At 69.6% G+C, this 15,602-nt stretch carries 14 protein-coding genes; 7 read left to right on the top strand and 7 right to left on the bottom strand.

Features of this window, described 5'->3' with window-relative positions; all coding sequences use genetic code 11:
- Nucleotides 1-38 precede the first annotated feature (38 nt).
- From metX to ACTHN1_RS03165, 3 genes are read left to right on the top strand one after another with little or no spacing between them, the layout of a single operon-like run.
- Nucleotides 39-1,085 (top strand): homoserine O-succinyltransferase MetX, encoded by a 1,047-nt coding sequence (gene metX, locus ACTHN1_RS03175; protein ID WP_440469519.1) that lies wholly within the window; start codon nucleotides 39-41, stop codon nucleotides 1,083-1,085.
- A complete protein-coding gene (locus ACTHN1_RS03170; RefSeq protein WP_440469518.1) occupies nucleotides 1,082-2,302 on the top strand; it encodes an O-succinylhomoserine (thiol)-lyase in 1,221 nt (406 codons plus the stop codon). Before metX ends, ACTHN1_RS03170 begins: the two co-directional genes overlap by 4 nt.
- On the top strand, nucleotides 2,299-3,381 hold the full coding sequence (locus tag ACTHN1_RS03165) for a homoserine dehydrogenase (RefSeq protein ID WP_440469517.1): 1,083 nt from the start codon (nucleotides 2,299-2,301) through the stop codon (nucleotides 3,379-3,381). Before ACTHN1_RS03170 ends, ACTHN1_RS03165 begins: the two co-directional genes overlap by 4 nt.
- A gap of 63 nt (nucleotides 3,382-3,444) precedes the next feature.
- On the opposite strand, the gene ACTHN1_RS03160 is transcribed toward ACTHN1_RS03165, so the two are convergent.
- Entirely contained in the window at nucleotides 3,445-4,827 is a 1,383-nt protein-coding gene (locus ACTHN1_RS03160) for an L-serine ammonia-lyase (protein ID WP_440469516.1), read from the bottom strand.
- A 73-nt stretch (nucleotides 4,828-4,900) separates the two neighbouring features.
- On the opposite strand from ACTHN1_RS03160, the gene ACTHN1_RS03155 reads away from it, so the two are divergent.
- Nucleotides 4,901-5,125, top strand: a complete 225-nt coding sequence (locus ACTHN1_RS03155; RefSeq protein ID WP_440469515.1) for a glutaredoxin family protein — start codon at nucleotides 4,901-4,903, stop codon at nucleotides 5,123-5,125.
- Here ACTHN1_RS03155 and ACTHN1_RS03150 read toward each other — a convergent pair.
- Genes ACTHN1_RS03150 through ACTHN1_RS03135 form a run of 4 tightly spaced genes read right to left on the bottom strand, consistent with a single transcriptional unit; the run spans nucleotide 5,122 to nucleotide 7,879 of the window.
- Entirely contained in the window at nucleotides 5,122-6,039 is a 918-nt protein-coding gene (locus ACTHN1_RS03150; protein WP_440469514.1) for an alpha/beta hydrolase, read from the bottom strand. The two genes, ACTHN1_RS03155 and ACTHN1_RS03150, sit on opposite strands and share 4 nt — an antisense overlap.
- Before the next feature lie 7 nt (nucleotides 6,040-6,046).
- A complete protein-coding gene (locus ACTHN1_RS03145; RefSeq protein ID WP_440469513.1) occupies nucleotides 6,047-6,607 on the bottom strand; it encodes a YceI family protein in 561 nt (186 codons plus the stop codon).
- Entirely contained in the window at nucleotides 6,604-7,203 is a 600-nt protein-coding gene (locus ACTHN1_RS03140) for a cytochrome b (RefSeq protein WP_440469512.1), read from the bottom strand. Before ACTHN1_RS03140 ends, ACTHN1_RS03145 begins: the two co-directional genes overlap by 4 nt.
- Complete coding sequence (locus tag ACTHN1_RS03135; protein ID WP_440469511.1) at nucleotides 7,181-7,879, bottom strand: YceI family protein; 699 nt, start codon at nucleotides 7,877-7,879, stop codon at nucleotides 7,181-7,183. Before ACTHN1_RS03135 ends, ACTHN1_RS03140 begins: the two co-directional genes overlap by 23 nt.
- Nucleotides 7,880-7,988: 109 nt before the next feature.
- Between ACTHN1_RS03135 and ACTHN1_RS03130 the strand changes: the two genes are divergently transcribed.
- The 3 genes from ACTHN1_RS03130 to ACTHN1_RS03120 are packed head-to-tail and all read left to right on the top strand — an operon-like array spanning nucleotide 7,989 to nucleotide 13,682.
- Nucleotides 7,989-11,534, top strand: a complete 3,546-nt coding sequence (locus tag ACTHN1_RS03130) for an ATP-binding protein (protein ID WP_440469510.1) — start codon at nucleotides 7,989-7,991, stop codon at nucleotides 11,532-11,534.
- A 34-nt stretch (nucleotides 11,535-11,568) separates the two neighbouring features.
- Nucleotides 11,569-12,702 (top strand): M23 family metallopeptidase, encoded by a 1,134-nt coding sequence (locus ACTHN1_RS03125; protein ID WP_440469509.1) that lies wholly within the window; start codon nucleotides 11,569-11,571, stop codon nucleotides 12,700-12,702.
- Complete coding sequence (locus ACTHN1_RS03120; RefSeq protein WP_440469508.1) at nucleotides 12,699-13,682, top strand: hypothetical protein; 984 nt, start codon at nucleotides 12,699-12,701, stop codon at nucleotides 13,680-13,682. The genes ACTHN1_RS03125 and ACTHN1_RS03120 overlap by 4 nt, the downstream gene beginning before the upstream one ends.
- Nucleotides 13,683-13,834: 152 nt before the next feature.
- On the opposite strand, the gene ACTHN1_RS03115 is transcribed toward ACTHN1_RS03120, so the two are convergent.
- Together ACTHN1_RS03115 and hemE are read right to left on the bottom strand one after the other, a co-directional pair.
- Complete coding sequence (locus tag ACTHN1_RS03115) at nucleotides 13,835-14,482, bottom strand: hypothetical protein (RefSeq protein ID WP_440469507.1); 648 nt, start codon at nucleotides 14,480-14,482, stop codon at nucleotides 13,835-13,837.
- A gap of 23 nt (nucleotides 14,483-14,505) precedes the next feature.
- On the bottom strand, nucleotides 14,506-15,579 hold the full coding sequence (hemE, locus tag ACTHN1_RS03110; protein ID WP_440469506.1) for a uroporphyrinogen decarboxylase: 1,074 nt from the start codon (nucleotides 15,577-15,579) through the stop codon (nucleotides 14,506-14,508).
- Nucleotides 15,580-15,602 lie beyond the last annotated feature (23 nt).

Genomic DNA, 15,602 nt, shown 5'->3' with positions numbered 1-15,602 from the left:
CTCGATGGCCGCAAGTCCCCTCTACACCGGACACCGCCATGAGCTTCGCCACCGCCGCCGCGCCTTCCCTGTCTTCCGTGCCCGCGTCCTGTACGGCCGATGCCGTCCTCCTCGCCCAGGACGGCATCACCGCCCGGCGCGGTGAAATCGCGCTGGAACTGGACATGCGCCACGCCGGCCGGCACCTGATCCGGCTGCGCTATGAACTGTCGGGCGCGGTGGACGCGCCGGTGGTGTTCGTCGCCGGCGGCATTTCCGCGCATCGCCATCTGGCCACCAGCGCCACGTTCGCCGAGAAGGGCTGGTTGAACGATCTCGTCGGCACCGGACGCGCGCTGGATCCGGCGCGTCGCTGCCTGCTGGCGATCGATTTCATCGGCGCCGACGGCAAGCTCGATGCGCCCATCGATACCGCCGACCAGGCCGACGCCATCGTCAAGCTGCTGGACGCGCTGGGCATCCGCCAACTGCACGCCTTCGTCGGCTATTCCTATGGCGCGCTGGTCGGCCTGCAACTGGCGGTGCGCCATCCCGCGCGGCTGGCGAAGCTGGTCGCGGTCAGCGGCGCGCATCGCGCGCATCCCTACGCCGCGGCCTGGCGCGCGCTGCAGCGCCGCGCGGTCAGCCTGGGACAGCTGCAATGCGCCGATGCGGAAGGGCTTTCGCTGGCGCGCCAGTTCGCCATGCTCAGCTACCGCACGCCGGAGGAGTTCGAGGAGCGCTTCGACGCCGCCGCCGAGATCGTGCACGGCCGCGTGCGCTGCGCGGCGGAGGATTACCTGGACGCCGCCGGCGCGCAGTACGTCGCGCGCACGCCGGTGACCGCCTATCTGCGCCTGTCCGAATCCATCGACCTGCACCGCATCGATCCGGCCGCCGTGCGCGTGCCGACCACCGTGGTCGCGGTCGAGGGCGACCGGCTGGTGCCGCTGTCCGATTCGGTGGCCCTGGTCGAGGGACTGGGCACGCTGGGCAACCTGCGCGTGCTGCGCTCGCCCTATGGCCACGACGCTTTCCTGAAAGAAACCGATCGCATCGACGCGATCCTCAGCACTGCCCTGCGCGGCAACGGAGAAAACGCATGAGCCAGTTCGAAGCCGCCGGCGACAGCCACTGTCGCCCCGCCACCGCCGCCGTCCGCGCCGGCATCGATCGCGACACCGCGTACGGCGCGGTGACCCCGCCGATCGTGCTGTCGTCCAACTTCAGCTTCGATGGTTTCGGCAACAAGCGCGAATACGATTACACCCGCAGCGGCAACCCGACCCGGGACCTGCTGGGGGAAGCGCTGGCCGAACTGGAAGGCGGCGTCGGCGGGGTGATCACCTCCACCGGCATGGGCGCGATCAACCTGGTGCTGAACGCGCTGCTGCAGCCGGGCGATCGCCTGGTGGTGCCGCACGATGCGTACGGCGGCAGCTGGCGCCTGTTCAACGCGCTGGCGAAGAAAGGCCACTTCGAGCTGATCACCGCCGACCTGACCGACCCGCGCTCGCTGGCCGACGCGCTGGCGCAGTCGCCACGGCTGGTGCTGATCGAAACCCCGTCCAACCCGCTGCTGCGCATCACCGACCTGCGCTTCGTGATCGACGCCGCGCACAAGGCCGGCGCGTTGACCGTGGTCGACAACACCTTCCTGTCGCCCGCGCTGCAGAAGCCGATTGAATTCGACGCGGATCTGGTGGTGCATTCGACCACCAAGTACATCAATGGCCACAGCGACGTGGTCGGTGGCGCGGTGGTCGCGCGTGATCCGGAAGTCCACCAGCAGCTGGTGTGGTGGGCCAACGCGCTGGGCCTGACCGGCTCGCCGTTCGACAGCTTCCTGACCCTGCGCGGCCTACGCACGCTGGACGCGCGCCTGCGCGTGCACCAGGAAAACGCCAATGCCATCGCCGGCCTGCTGGAGAATCACCCGGCGGTGTCGAAGGTGTATTTCCCCGGCCTGGCCTCGCATCCGGGCCACGCGCTGGCCGCGCGCCAGCAGAAGGGCTTCGGCGCCATGCTGAGCGTGGAACTGCACGGCGGCGAGGCGGCGGTGCGCGCGTTCGTGGAAGGGTTGCGCTATTTCACCCTGGCCGAATCGCTGGGCGGCGTCGAGAGCCTGGTCGCGCATCCGGCCTCGATGACGCACGCGGCGATGACCGCCGAGGCGCGCGCCAAGGCGGGCATCTCCGATGGCCTGCTGCGCCTGTCGGTCGGCATCGAGGCCACCGAGGATCTGCTGGCCGATCTGTCCGCCGGCCTGGCGCGCGCGCAGCGCGCGGCCGCGGAGGCCGACCGAAAACTCGCCGACGCATGAGCGCGGTCGTCCAGCTTCCGGCGGCGCGTCGCCGACCGTCGCCGCGCCTGGCGCTGCTGGGCACCGGCGTGGTCGGCAGCGCGTTCGTGGCGCGCTACGAACGCCTGCGCGGACGGATCGAGGGATTGCCCGAATTCGCATGGCTGGCCAATTCGCGCAGCGTCCAGTCCTGCGAAGCGGGCGCGCCCGGCGCGCTCGACGCGACCCGCACGGCGCCTGCGCGCGACACCGGGCTGCCCCCTTGGGCCGAGGCGGAATCGCTGCGCGACGGCGACCTCATCGTCGACGCCACCGCCAGTGACGCGGTCGCCGACTGGCACGCCGAATGGCTGGCGCGCGGCATCCACGTGGTCACCGCCAACAAGCTGGGCAACGGCGGCGCGCTGGCGCGCGCCGAGGCCATCCAGCGCGCGCGTCGGGATTCGGGCGCGCACTACGGCGACAGCGCCACGGTCGGCGCCGGACTGCCGCTGCTGCGCAGCCTGCGCGCGCTGGTGGCCGGCGGCGATCGCATCCATCGGGTCGAAGGCGTGCTGTCCGGTTCGCTGGCGTGGCTGTTCAATCACTACGACGGCATGCGTCCGTTCTCCGGCTTCGTGCGCCAGGCGCGCGAGGCGGGCTATACCGAACCGGATCCGCGCATCGATCTGTCCGGCGAGGACGTGCGCCGCAAGCTGCTGATCCTGGCGCGCGCGGCGGGGTTGCGGTTGCAGGCCGAGGACGTGCGGGTGGAGTCGCTGGTGCCGGCCGCGCTGGCGGCGTTGCCGGCCGGTGCGCTGGATGGGGCGCTGGAACAGTTCGACGCGCCACTGGGCGCGCGCTTCCGCGAGGCCTACCGCAATGGCGGCAAGCTGCGCTTTCTGGGGCGCTTCGACGCGGAAGGCGCGAGCGTCGGTCTGCAGACGCTCGCGGCGGATCATCCGTTGTGCGGCGGGGGCGGCACCGACAACCGGGTGGCGATTTTCAGCGACCGCTATCCACAGCAGCCGCTGGTGGTGCAGGGACCGGGCGCGGGCGCGGAAGTGACCGCTGCGGCGCTGCTCGACGACACGCTGGCGATCACCGCGGGCGATCGATAGAAGGAACCACCGCGGAACAGGCTCCGCCGCGGGACGACCCGCGGCGGGCGCGCCGCCGCGGTGTCAGCATTCGATGACGTTGACCGCCAGGCCGCCGCGGCTGGTTTCCTTGTACTTGTCCTGCATGTCGCGGCCGGTGTCGCGCATGGTCTTGATGACCTTGTCCAGCGACACCTTGTGCTTGCCGTCGCCGCGCATGGCCATGCGACTGGCGTTGATCGCCTTCACCGCGCCCATCGCGTTGCGCTCGATGCACGGAATCTGCACCAGCCCGCCGATCGGATCGCAGGTCAGGCCGAGGTTGTGTTCCATGCCGATTTCGGCGGCGTTCTCGATCTGGCTGGGCGAACCGCCCAGCGCGGCGACCAGGCCGCCGGCGGCCATCGAGCAGGCCACGCCGACCTCGCCCTGGCAGCCGACTTCGGCGCCGGAAATGCTGGCGTTTTCCTTGTAGAGGATGCCGATGGCGGCGGCGGTGAGCAGGAAGTCGAATATCCGCTGTTCGCTGCTGCCGGGGCAGAAGCGATCGAAGTAGTGCATGACCGCCGGGATGATGCCGGCCGCGCCGTTGGTGGGCGCGGTGACCACGCGGCCGCCGGCGGCGTTCTCCTCGTTGACCGCCAGCGCGTACAGGTTGACCCAGTCCAGGGTGGTCAGCGGATCCCGCAGGTTGGCTTCCGGCTTGCTGGCCAGTTCGCGGTGCAGGGTCGGCGCGCGGCGGGAGACATGCAGGCCGCCGGGCAGGGTGCCTTCCTCGCGGATGCCGCGGGTCACGCAGGCCTGCATGGCGCTCCAGATCGCGCGCAGTCCCTCGCGGATCTCGTCCTCGCCGCGCCAGCACTTCTCGTTCTCGAACATCAACTGGGCGATGCTCAACCCGCTGCGCTGGCACTGGGCCAGCAGTTCGTCGCCGCTCCTGAACGGATACGGCAGCGGGGTCTCGTCGGCGACGATGCGATCGACCGCGGCATCGTCCTGGTTGACCACGAAACCGCCGCCGACGGAGTAATAGTCGCGGGTGGCGATGACTTCGTCGTTGGCGTCGTAGGCGGTGAAGCGCATGCCGTTGGTGTGGTACGGCAGCTTCTGCCGCTTGTTCATCAGCAGATCGCGCTTCTCGTCGAAGGCGATGGCGTGGACGCCGCCCAGTTGCAGGGTCTTGCTGCCGCGGATCCGCTCCAGCGCCGGCGGGATGATGTCGGGATCGATTTCGTTCGGGTAATGGCCTTCCAGGCCCATCAGCACGGCCTTGTCGGTGCCATGGCCGCGCCCGGTCAGGGCCAGCGAGCCGAAGACTTCGGCGCGGATCCGCGCCACGTCCCGCAGGCGGCCGGGTTCCTCCAGCCAGCGCGCGACGAATCGCGCCGCCGCCCGCATGGGGCCGACGGTGTGGGAGGAACTCGGCCCGATGCCGATCTTGAAAAGGTCGAAGGTGCTGACTGCCATGGCGCGTATTCTATGCCGTCGCCGGTGAAAGCCGCTCCCGCGACGCAACAGATCGGACCCGGAGGTCGTTCCCTTGCCGCTGACCCTCTACCAACGCGACGACTGCCACCTGTGCGACCTGGCCCTGGCCGTGCTGGCCGAGGCGCGGGTGCCGGAATTCGAGAGTGCGTTCATCGACGGCGACGACGAACTGGAGGCGCGCTACGGGGTGCGGGTGCCGGTCCTGCGGCGCGGCGACGGCGCCGAACTGGATTGGCCGTTCGATGCGCCGGGGCTGGCGCGCTTCCTCGCCGGTTAGTCGCGACCGGAGGGAACCGGTTGTCCGGCGCCTCGCGAAGGGGAAACCGACAGGCTGCGATCGAGAAAGCCGACCACGCGCTGCTCGTAGCCGGCGCCCGAATGCGCGAGGAAGTCCACATGCGCGGCATCCGGCAGCAGCCAGAACTCCTTGGGCGCGCGCGCGCGTTCGAACAGGGCGCGTGATTCGGCCGGCAGGGTATGCCGGTCACGGCCGCCGGCCACGATCAGCAACGGGGCATCCAGATCCCGGATGCGATCCAGCGGCGACAGATCATCCACGGAGACGCCAATCCGCCAGCGAGTCTGCATCGTCAGCAGCGGCGCGAGCAGTTCCGCCATGCCGTCGCCCAGGCGCATGGCGATGCGGTTGCGCACGGCCTGGCGCGCGTTCGAATAGACCGCCTCCAGCACCACCGCGTCGAACCCGCCGGAGCGTGGCGCCAGCACCACCGAGGCGCCACCCAGCGACACGCCGATGACCGCCAGGCGGCGGCCGGGAACCCGTTGTTTCATCCAGTCGCGCGCGGCCACGACTCCGCGCGATTCGCGCGCGCCCAGGGTGATGGCGTCGCCCCGGCTTTCGCCATGGGCCTGCAGGTCGACCAGCAGGACCGAATAGCCGTGACGGTGCAGCAGTCTGGCGCGTCCGAGCATCGCGCGCCGATCCGCGCGGATGCCATGCAACAGGAGGACCGCCGGTTGTCCGGCGGTTCCCTCGACCCACCATCCCCGCAGGGGAGGCGCGCCGCGCACCGGGACGGTGACCGTTTCCACCGCCAGATCCGCGGGGAGTCCGGTGATGTTCGCGGGGTGGGGCGCCAGCAGCGCGCCCCCCACGAACCAGGCCGCCAGGACGGCGGCGGACATCAGCAGCGCGATCACCCACGAGGCATGCAGGAGGACGCGCCGCACCGGACGCCTACCTGGCCGGCTTCAGCACGACCTTGGTGCTGATGGCGACGTCGTTGGGGATGGTCTTGGTGTCGGCCCACTCGCCGCCACCCACGCCGAAGTCCAGGCGCTTGACGGTGGCCTTGCCGGTCAGCACCGGCTGCGCGCCGGGCGTCCAGGTGAAGGTCAGGGTGACCGGCTTGCTCACGCCACGCAGGCTGAGGGTGCCGTCGGCGGCGTACTGGTTGCCGCCGAGCGCGCGGAACTTCGTCGCGGTGTAACGGGCCTGGGCGAACTTGGCGACGTTGAAGAAGTCACCGGTCTGCAGGGTGCCGTCGCGATCATCGTTGCCGGTCTTGGTGCCGGCCAGCTGGATGGTGACGTCCAGCTTGGAGGTGGCCAGCTTGGCCGGATCGAAACTCAGGGTGGTGTTGAAACCGCCGAACTTGCCGGTGAAGGTTTCGCCCTGGTAGTTGCTGGCGAAGATCAGGGTGGAGCCGGGCGCCTGCACGTAGTCGGCGGCGAACGCGGGCGCGGCGGCCAGCAGCAGGGCGGTGGCGGCCAGGCGGAGACGGGGGAAGCGGATCATGGGGCGATATCCTCGGGGGTGGAGGCGGAGGGGGAGGCGACGGCCGGACGACGGCGTCCGGGCAGCATCCGCCGCAGGGTGTCGTCGTTCTGGAACAGATGGTGGTAGAACGCGGCGCCGGCATGCAGCACGACCACCGCCACCAGCACCCAGAACATCGACTCGTGCAGGGTCTCGGCCAGTTCGTGCAGTTGGGGATTGCGCGCGGTGATCGCCGGCAGGTTGAACAGCTTGAACCACTGCAGCGGATAGCCGGCGGAGGAGTTCAGCACCCAGCCCGACAGCGGGATGGCGAACATCAGCAGGTACAGCGCCACGTGGGTCAGCGAAGCGATGCGCTGCTGCCAGCCGGGCGTGCCGGGAATCGCCAGCGGCGCGCCGGCGTACACGCGCCACACCAGGCGCAGCGTCACCAGCGCCAGGATGGTCAGGCCGATCGACTTGTGCAGCGCGTAGATGTTGATCTTGCGCGGGCCATTGGGCAGATCGCCCATGGTCAGGCCGATGTAGGCGATGACCAGCAACAGGATGACGATGAGCCAGTGCAGCAACTGGCTGACGGCGCCCCAGCGTTCAGGGGTGTTCTTGAGGGTCATGGATCGTGGGCTCCCGAGGGGTGGCTGGGGCGGGGGCCGCGTCGGCGGCCTCCTCTTCACTGTCATCGGCCTTGCCGGTCCGGGTGGCTTCGGCTTCGATGCGCAACGTGACGGTGTCGCCGATCACCGACTTCCATGCGGTGATGCCGAACGCCGAGCGTTGCAGTGAGGTGGTGGCGGAAAAGCCCGCCGTGCGCCGGAAGGGCGGCAACGGATGGCGCTTGAGGGCATTGAGCCTGACGTCCATGCACAGGTCGCGGCCGACCCCGTGCAGGGTCAGGGTGCCGCAGACCGAGGCCTGGCCGGGTGCGGTGGGGGTGACCTCGCGGGAAACGAAACGCGCTTCGGGAAACCGTTCCGCATCCAGCAGGTTGCCCGCCAGCACCGCCCGGTTCCATTTTTCATCGCCCAGATCCGCGCGCGCCAGCGGCACGCTGACCTCCAGGCGCGCGCTGGTCCAGTCCTCCGGATCGAACACCAGCGTGCCGGTGCTGCCGGAAACCGTGCCGATGGCCTGGGAAAATCCGGCGTGTTCGACCGCGAACATCACCCGCGTGTGGACCGGATCCAGCGCGTAAGCCACCGGTCCGCGCGCCAGCGCGGGGCTGGCGAGCGCCAGCAGCGCGAGCAGCGCGCCGAACCGGGCGGGGCGATGGCGTCGGGACGGTGAAGTCATGGGCATCGATTCTAGGCGGGCCCGGCTGAAGATACTCCGCTTGCACCTGCAACGGTCCGTTGCGACGATTCGCGCAGGGGAACCCCGGCAGAAAAAGGGACACGACGGCATGGGATGGCGGATCTGGTTGTTGGCGGCATGGCTGGCCTGTGCGACGGTGCAGGCGGGCGTGCCGGAGATCCCGCGCTTCCGGATGATGACGGTCGCCGATGGCCTGCCGTCCACCACCATTCCCGCGATGGCCCGGGATCGTGCCGGCTATCTCTGGCTGGCCACCTGGGACGGCGTGGCCCGCTACGACGGCGTGGACTTCAAGGTATGGCGGCACGATCCGGACAATCCGGCCTCGCTGCCGGGCAACGTGGTGCAGGCGCTGCACGTGGACGGGCTGGATCGGGTCTGGGTCGCCACCGAGAACGGCGGCCTGAGCATGATGGGACCGGAGCGCCGCGGGTTCCGCCATTTCCGCAAGGCCGAGCATCCGCAGATGGGCAGCGACGATGCGTTCGCCATCACCAGCCATGGCGGCGAGGTCTGGTTCGGTACCTTCGGCGGCGGCCTGCACCGGATCGGCACCGACGGACGGATCCAGCGCTTCAACGCGGTGGAGGGCGATCCGGCCAGCCTGCCGTCGGACAACGTGCTGTCGCTGGCGTTCGATGCCCGCGGGGAGTTGTGGATCGGCACGATGAGCGGCCTGGTCCGCTTCGACGGCAAGCGCATGCAGCGCGAGACCCTGCCGGGTGGCGACGCGCTGATCATCTATTCGGTCACCGTCGACGGCGATTCGATCTGGGCGGGCACCTCGGCCGGCGTGTATCGCTGGCGGCGCAACGGCGGCTGGAGCACGCCGGCCTGGTCGCCGATGTTCGAACGGCCCAACGCGGTGATGGCGATGGCCGCGGACGGCCATGGCGAGTACTGGCTGGCCAGCCAGGGGGGCCTGTGGCACACCGACGGCGATCGCGCGCCCGCGCCAATCGCGCAGGACAACCAGGGCGTGGGCGTCGGGCGCGTATTGCAGACGGTGCTGATGCAGCCCGACGGCGGGCTCTGGGTGCCGGTGCCCACGCGCGGCGTCGCCTACCTGCGCTCGGACTGGCGGCGGATCGCATCGTTCACGCCGGCGCAGGGACTGGGCGGCGGTCTGTATCGCGGCCTGGCGACGTCGGCCAGCGGAACCGGCATCTGGCTGGTCAGCAGCATCGGCGGCGTGGAACGGCTGGATACCGCCAGCGGCGAAGTGGAACCGCTGGGCGTGCATGCGCAACGGCTGAAGGAACTGCGCTTCACCTCCGTGCTGGAGGATCGCCAGGGGCGCCTGTGGCTGGGGCACCGCAACGGGCTGATCCGCATCGATCCGCGCACCGGTGAAAAGCGCGAATGGTCCAACGCCGAGGGAACCGACCAGGTGCCCGATGGCACCTCGGTGGATTGGCTGGTGCAGACCGGCGACGGCTCGCTCTGGCTCGCGACCCAGATGGGATCGCTCCAGCATCGCGACGGCCAGACCGGACAGGTCCTCGACAGCCTCGCGCGATCGGAGCAGGACAGCGAGCCCAGCGAGATCGACACCATGCTGGCCGGTCCGGATGGCCAGTTGTGGACGGCCAGCAACCGCGGCATCGAACGCTGGGATCCCGTCCAGCGCAGGTTCGTCACCGTCATCGGCGCCGGCGTGGAACGGGTGCTGTCGTTCGCCTTCGTCGCGCCGGATCAGCTGTGGCTGCATCGGCTTTCCGGGCTGGAGCACTGGCGCCGGCGCGATGGCCGCTGGACCCAGGTCCGCCAGATCGCGCCCAAGCACGGGCTGCCGGCGCTGGAATCGACCGGCATGACCATCGATCCGGAGAAACGGGTCTGGCTGGCCACCCGGCGCGGCCTGTTCCGCATCGAGGCGCCCACCGACGAGGCGCCGGTCCGGGTGCGCAACTTCGGCGTGCGCGACGGACTGATGAGCCAGGAATTCAACGACCGCGGCCTGCTGATGGCCAGCGGCGGCCTGCTGGCCGGCAGCACCGCCGACGGCTCGGTGATGCTGCTGGATACCGCGTTGCCCGATCCGCCCGCGCTCGTCCCGCACCTGCTGCTGGACGGATTGCAGGTGAACCAGCGCGACCAGACGGTGCATCTGCCGATGAAGGGCGGATTCGAACTGCTGCCCGACGATCACGATCTGCAACTGAGCCTGCGCCTGCTCAGCTACGAGGATCCGCTGGCGCACCGCTATCGCTCCTGGCTGGAAGGTTTCGATCAAGGCTGGATCGATCAGGGGCCCAGCGGCGAGCGTTCGTTCTCCAACCTGCGCCCGGGCCACTATCGCCTGCGCATGCAGGCGTTCGACGCGGCGGGCAACGCGTCGGAGGAACAGCAGCTCTCGTTCGAAGTGCTGCCGCCGTGGTATCGCAGCGTCTGGGGCATCAGCCTGCTGGCCGCCGCCGGCGCGCTGCTGCTGGCGCTGCTGGCGGCCGCCTATCGGCGCCGGGTCCGCCGGCGTACCGCCTGGCAGCTGGCCGTACACAAGCGCGAGGTGGCCGAACAGGCCTCGCTGGCCAAGACCCGCTTCCTGGCCACTCTCGGCCACGAGGTGCGCACACCGATGACCGGCGTGCTGGGCATGAGCGAACTGCTGCTGGCAACGCCGCTGACCGAGACCCAGCGCCACTACACCACTGCCATCCAGGGCGCGGGCGCGCACCTGTTGCGGCTGGTCAACGACGCGCTGGACCTGGCGCGCATCGAGGCCGGCAAGCTGGACATGGACATGCAGGACGTCGATCTGCGCGGGCTGATCCGCGAGATTGTCGACATGACCGCGCCGATGGCGGAAAAGCGCGGACTGTCGTTCTCCGATGAATGCGCCGCGGACGCACCGTCGCACGTGGTCGCCGATCCGCTGCGGCTGCGCCAGATCCTGCTCAACCTGTTGGGGAACGCGATCAAGTTCACCGACCGGGGCGGTGTTGGACTGCGCGTGCTGCGGCTGGAACCGCAGGGCGTGCGCCTGGAAGTGACCGACACAGGCCCCGGCATCAACGCCGGGCAGCAGGCACGCCTGTTCCAGCGCTTCGAACAGGCCGATGGCGCGCGCACCGCGTCGCGCTATGGCGGCAGCGGCCTGGGGCTGGCGATCTGCCAGGAGCTGGCGGTGGCCATGGGCGGCAGCATCCGGGTGGAAAGCCGGCCCGGCCTGGGCACGCGCTTCATCGTCGATCTGCCGCTCGCGCACGTCGTCCCCGCCGCCGAAGACGCGCCGCGCGGCGCTCCGGCGCCGGAGCAGGCGCGACGCGTCCTGCTGGTGGAAGACGACGCCACCGTGGCGGAAGTGATTGCGGGACTGCTGCGCGCGCGCGGCCACCATGTCGTGCATGCGGCGCACGGGTTGGCGGCGTTGGGCGAAACCGCCGGACAGTCGTTCGACGTCGCCCTGCTGGATCTGGATCTGCCGGGACTGGACGGCCTGGCGCTGGCGCGGCAATTGCGGCTGGGCGGCTTCCGCGCGCCCTTGATCGCCATCACCGCGCGCGCCGACGGCGAGGCCGAACCCTCCGCGCGCGCCGCCGGTTTCGACGACTTCCTGCGCAAACCGGTGACCGGTGACATGCTGGCGGACACGATCCAGCGTGCCTGCGGGGGAACGACGAGCGATGCATGACCGCCGGCGCGGCCGGCCACCTGGGAGGATGCGGATGCGCAAGCGGATCTGGGGATGGATGTGCGGAGGATGTTTCGTTCCGATCGTCGCGTTCGCGCAGGGCGCGGTGCCGTCCGCCGAGCCGCCGGTCGCCGGCGTGACGCTGCCGGCGCAGCCCCGGGTGGAACGCCTGCGCGACGGCCAGCAGCTCAATTTCGATCTGGTTTTCAGCAACCCCGGCACGCAGACGCTGACGCTGGTCGGCCTGGAAGCGACCCTGCGGGACGCGCAGGGCCGTTTCTTCTCGCAGCGACGGCTGGACCGCAATGGCGATGACACCACGATGAGCATCGCCACCGTCGCCAACCGCGAACTCAAGCCCGGCGGCCGGCTGGTGGTGTTCAACCCGTTCGCGCACTTCGACAGCGATGTCTGGCTCGGCGATCTGCGCTATGAAGCGGTGTTCCAGGCCGGCAAGGACGGGCCCGAGCGGCGCGTGGCGATCGACGTCGCGCCCCGGCCGTTCCAGCCCGCGACCCGGTTGCGCCTGCCGCTGGACGGCGAGAGCTTCGTCCACGACGGCCACGATCTGCTGGCCCATCACCGCCGGCTCGACATCACCGGCGGAATGACCACCCATTTCGGCATCCGCGCCAATTTCATGCGCTATGCGCACGATTTCGTCGTGACCGACGCGCAGGGGCGATTGTTCCGTGGCGACGGCGCGCGGCCGGAAGACTGGTACGGCTATGGCCAGCCGGTGCATGCGACCGGCGACGGCGTGGTGCGGGAAACACATGACGGGATGGCCGACAACCGCAAGGGCGGGCCGCCGCCCTTCACCGAGGCTGAGATCATGAAGAACCTCAAGCTTTTCCTCGGCAACTACGTGCTGCTGGATCACGGCAACGGCGAATTCAGCGTGTTCGCGCATCTGCGGCAGGGCAGCGTCGCGGTCAAACCGGGACAGAAGGTGAAGGCGGGAGCGCCGATCGGCGCGATGGGCATGTCCGGCGACGCGTTCCTGGTCCACCTGCATTACCAGCTGCAATCCGGACCGGGATTCGAGGAAGGCCTGCCGGCGTACTTCCGGAACGTGCAGGTGGACACGGGGCAGGGATGGAGCGCGCCGTTCACCGGCGGTATCGACAGTGGTGATCGGGTGCGTGCCGGAGAAGCGTCGCCATGACGGGAAAAACGCGTTCGGGATATCGATGGGCGCTGGCATGGCTGGCGCTCCTGTTCGTCGCGCCACCGCTCACGGCCGGGCAACCGGCCGCCGCCCCGAAGGAGGCCGCCCCGTTCCTGGGCGGTTTCCTGACCGAGACGCGGATCCTGTATCCACTGAAGCTGGACGCATGGGAGGCATTGGGGGAACATCGCTTCGAATCCGCCGAACTCGGCGCCTCGGTCCGCTATCAGGACCCGTCCACGGAAGATCGCTGGCTGGACGCCTATTTCTATCCCGCCGGCCTGCTTCCGCCGGATCGCCTGCGCCAGGACGTGGAGCAGACGGTCGCCGAGATCAATGGCCTGGCCGGACGCGCGGACGGCTACGAACGGGTCGAGATGGGCAAGCTGAAGCCCTTCACCGTCGCGCTCGGCAAGGGCAAGGAGGAACGCAAGCTGGAAGCCTATTCGGTGTCGATGCGCCTGCAGCGCAAGGGCAAGGCCTATCACTCGGCGATGGTGATGCTGGTCAGCGACATGTACTACATCAAGACCCGCATGACGGTGGATCAGGAACAGCTTGGGCAGGAGCGGGTGCGAGCCCGGCTTGAACGAAGCACGCGGGAACTCGTCCGCGCGCTGCGCGTCTCCAATACCGGCACCTGTTGGGATCCGGCGCCCATCGTGGCGGCGACGGCTCCGCTGAAGGCCGGCGCGCCCGGCATGGTGGCGAGCGCCGAAGTGGACGGCACGATGCAGGTCGCGGCGTACGCGGATCGGATCGAGGCGGTCGATCCGCAGTCGCCCCAGGCCCGCGTGCTGCAGGTGCTGGCGGGAACGTTGACCGGGCGCGTCGCGCCCGGCTGCGTGCCGCCGGAGGACATGAATCCGGCGGTCCCGGAAGGCATGCGTGAACTGCGCTTCGAATACAACGCGCCGAAAGAGGAAACCGACGGAACCTCGCCACGGCTGCGCGGACAGCGTACGGGCGTGGGTTGAGCTTGATTGGATGGCGGGAAGGACTTATCGGTCTTCTTGATCTGCCATCCAACAGCTAAGGGACAATCATTGTTGGCGCGGAAAGCAAATCCCCCTCGGTCCCCCTTCTTCGAAGGGGGAGGCAAAAAAGCCGGGCCTTTGCCAATCCCCGCCTAATCCGCCCAGCCTTCCGCGTAGATCGTGCGCGAGGCGTCGTCGGGATCGGCGTGGATCCAGATGCCGCTGATCTCGTCCACGCGCAGATAGAGCGCGTCGTCGCTGTCTTCCATCCTGCAGGCGGGCGCGCCTTCGCGTTCCGCGCGCAGGTGGCGTTTGCGGCAGTCCGCCTCCAGCTGCGCGCGCAGATCGGCGGCGACCGCGGCGTAGGGTTCGGCCAGCACGTACTGGTGATCGCCCCACAGTTCGGAGTCCATCCGCCGGATTTCGACCACCGCGTGCCCGGCCAGCCAGACCCGGCCCGGCTTGAGGAAGGCGGTGGCGGTGAGCGCCATCAGCGCGGTCTCGCCTTCGGGGGCTTCCATCGGCTGGCAGTCCAGATGGACGCGATCCACCGCTTCGCGCCATGGATACGGCAGTTCGTCCACCCGGCGCGCGCGCACGGCTTCGCAGCCCGGCGTGCGCGGCAGGCCGTTGTCGTCCAATGGCGGCGGCAGGCCGGTGTCCTGCACCAGCATCGGGAAATCGTCGCCGCGGACCTCGATGGTCACCGGCGCGCGTTCGCCGGCCGGCGCCGCGTGCGCGGCGAGGCCGGTGGACAGCAGGATGAAGGCGAGGGAAAGCGCGTGGGGGCGGCCGTCCATTGCGGGCTCCGGAAGCGTCGCGCCTATCTGGCGCTGAATTCGTGCACGGCGTCCACCAGCACGGCGACGTGCTCTGGATTCATGTCGGGCGACATGCCGTGGCCGAGGTTGAAGACGTGGCCATCGCGGCTGCCACCCGCGCCCGCGGCGTAGCTGTCCAGGGTCGCCCGCACCTGCGTGCGGATCGCCTCCGGCGAGCCGTACAGCACGGCCGGATCCAGGTTGCCCTGCAACGCCACCTTGCCGCCGGTGCGGCGGCGCGCGTCGGCCAGTTCGATCAGCCAGTCCACGCCGACGCCTTCGGCGCCGCTGTCGGCCAGTGCTTCCAGGTGCGCGGCGTTGCCCTTGCCGAACAGGATCAGCGGCGTGCGCTCCGCGCCTTCGCCGCGTTCCAGCTCGCGCGCGATGCGGGTCAGGTAAGGCAGCGAGAACTCGCGGTACATCGCCGGCGACAGCACGCCGCCCCAGGTGTCGAACACCTGCAGCGCCTGCGCGCCGGCCGCGCGCTGCGCCGACAGGTACGCGATCACCGCGTCGGTGTTCACCGACAGCAGCTTGTGCAGGGTGGCCGGATCATTCAGCGCCATCGCCTTGATGCGCGCGTAGTCCTTGCTGCCGCCGCCTTCGACCATGTAGCAGGCCAGCGTCCACGGACTGCCGGAAAAACCGATCAGCGGCACCTGGCCGTCCAGCTCGCGCCGGATCAGGCGCACCGCGTCCATCACGTAGCGCAGCTCGGTTTCCATGTCCGGCACCGCCAGTTTGTCGGCGTCGGCGGCGGTGCGCACGGTGCGTTCGAACTTCGGGCCTTCGCCTTCGACGAAATACAGGCCCAGGCCCATCGCGTCGGGCACGGTGAGGATGTCGGAGAACAGGATGGCCGCGTCCAGCTTGAAGCGGCGCAGCGGTTGCAGGGTCACCTCGCAGGCGATCTCCGGGTTCTTCGCCATGCCCAGGAAACTGCCGGCGGCGGCGCGGGTGGCGCGATACTCCGGCAGATAGCGACCGGCCTGGCGCATCAGCCAGACCGGCGTGCAATCCACGGGTTCGCGCTTGAGGGCGCGCAGCAGGCGATCGTTCTTCAATGGACTGGACATCGTGTTCCTTGTGGGGGTGTCCG

Origin of the sequence: Pseudoxanthomonas sp., assembly GCF_051953815.1 — a bacterium.
Taxonomy (GTDB): domain Bacteria; phylum Pseudomonadota; class Gammaproteobacteria; order Xanthomonadales; family Xanthomonadaceae; genus Pseudoxanthomonas_A.
This window is presented reverse-complemented; position numbering and strand designations above follow the sequence as displayed.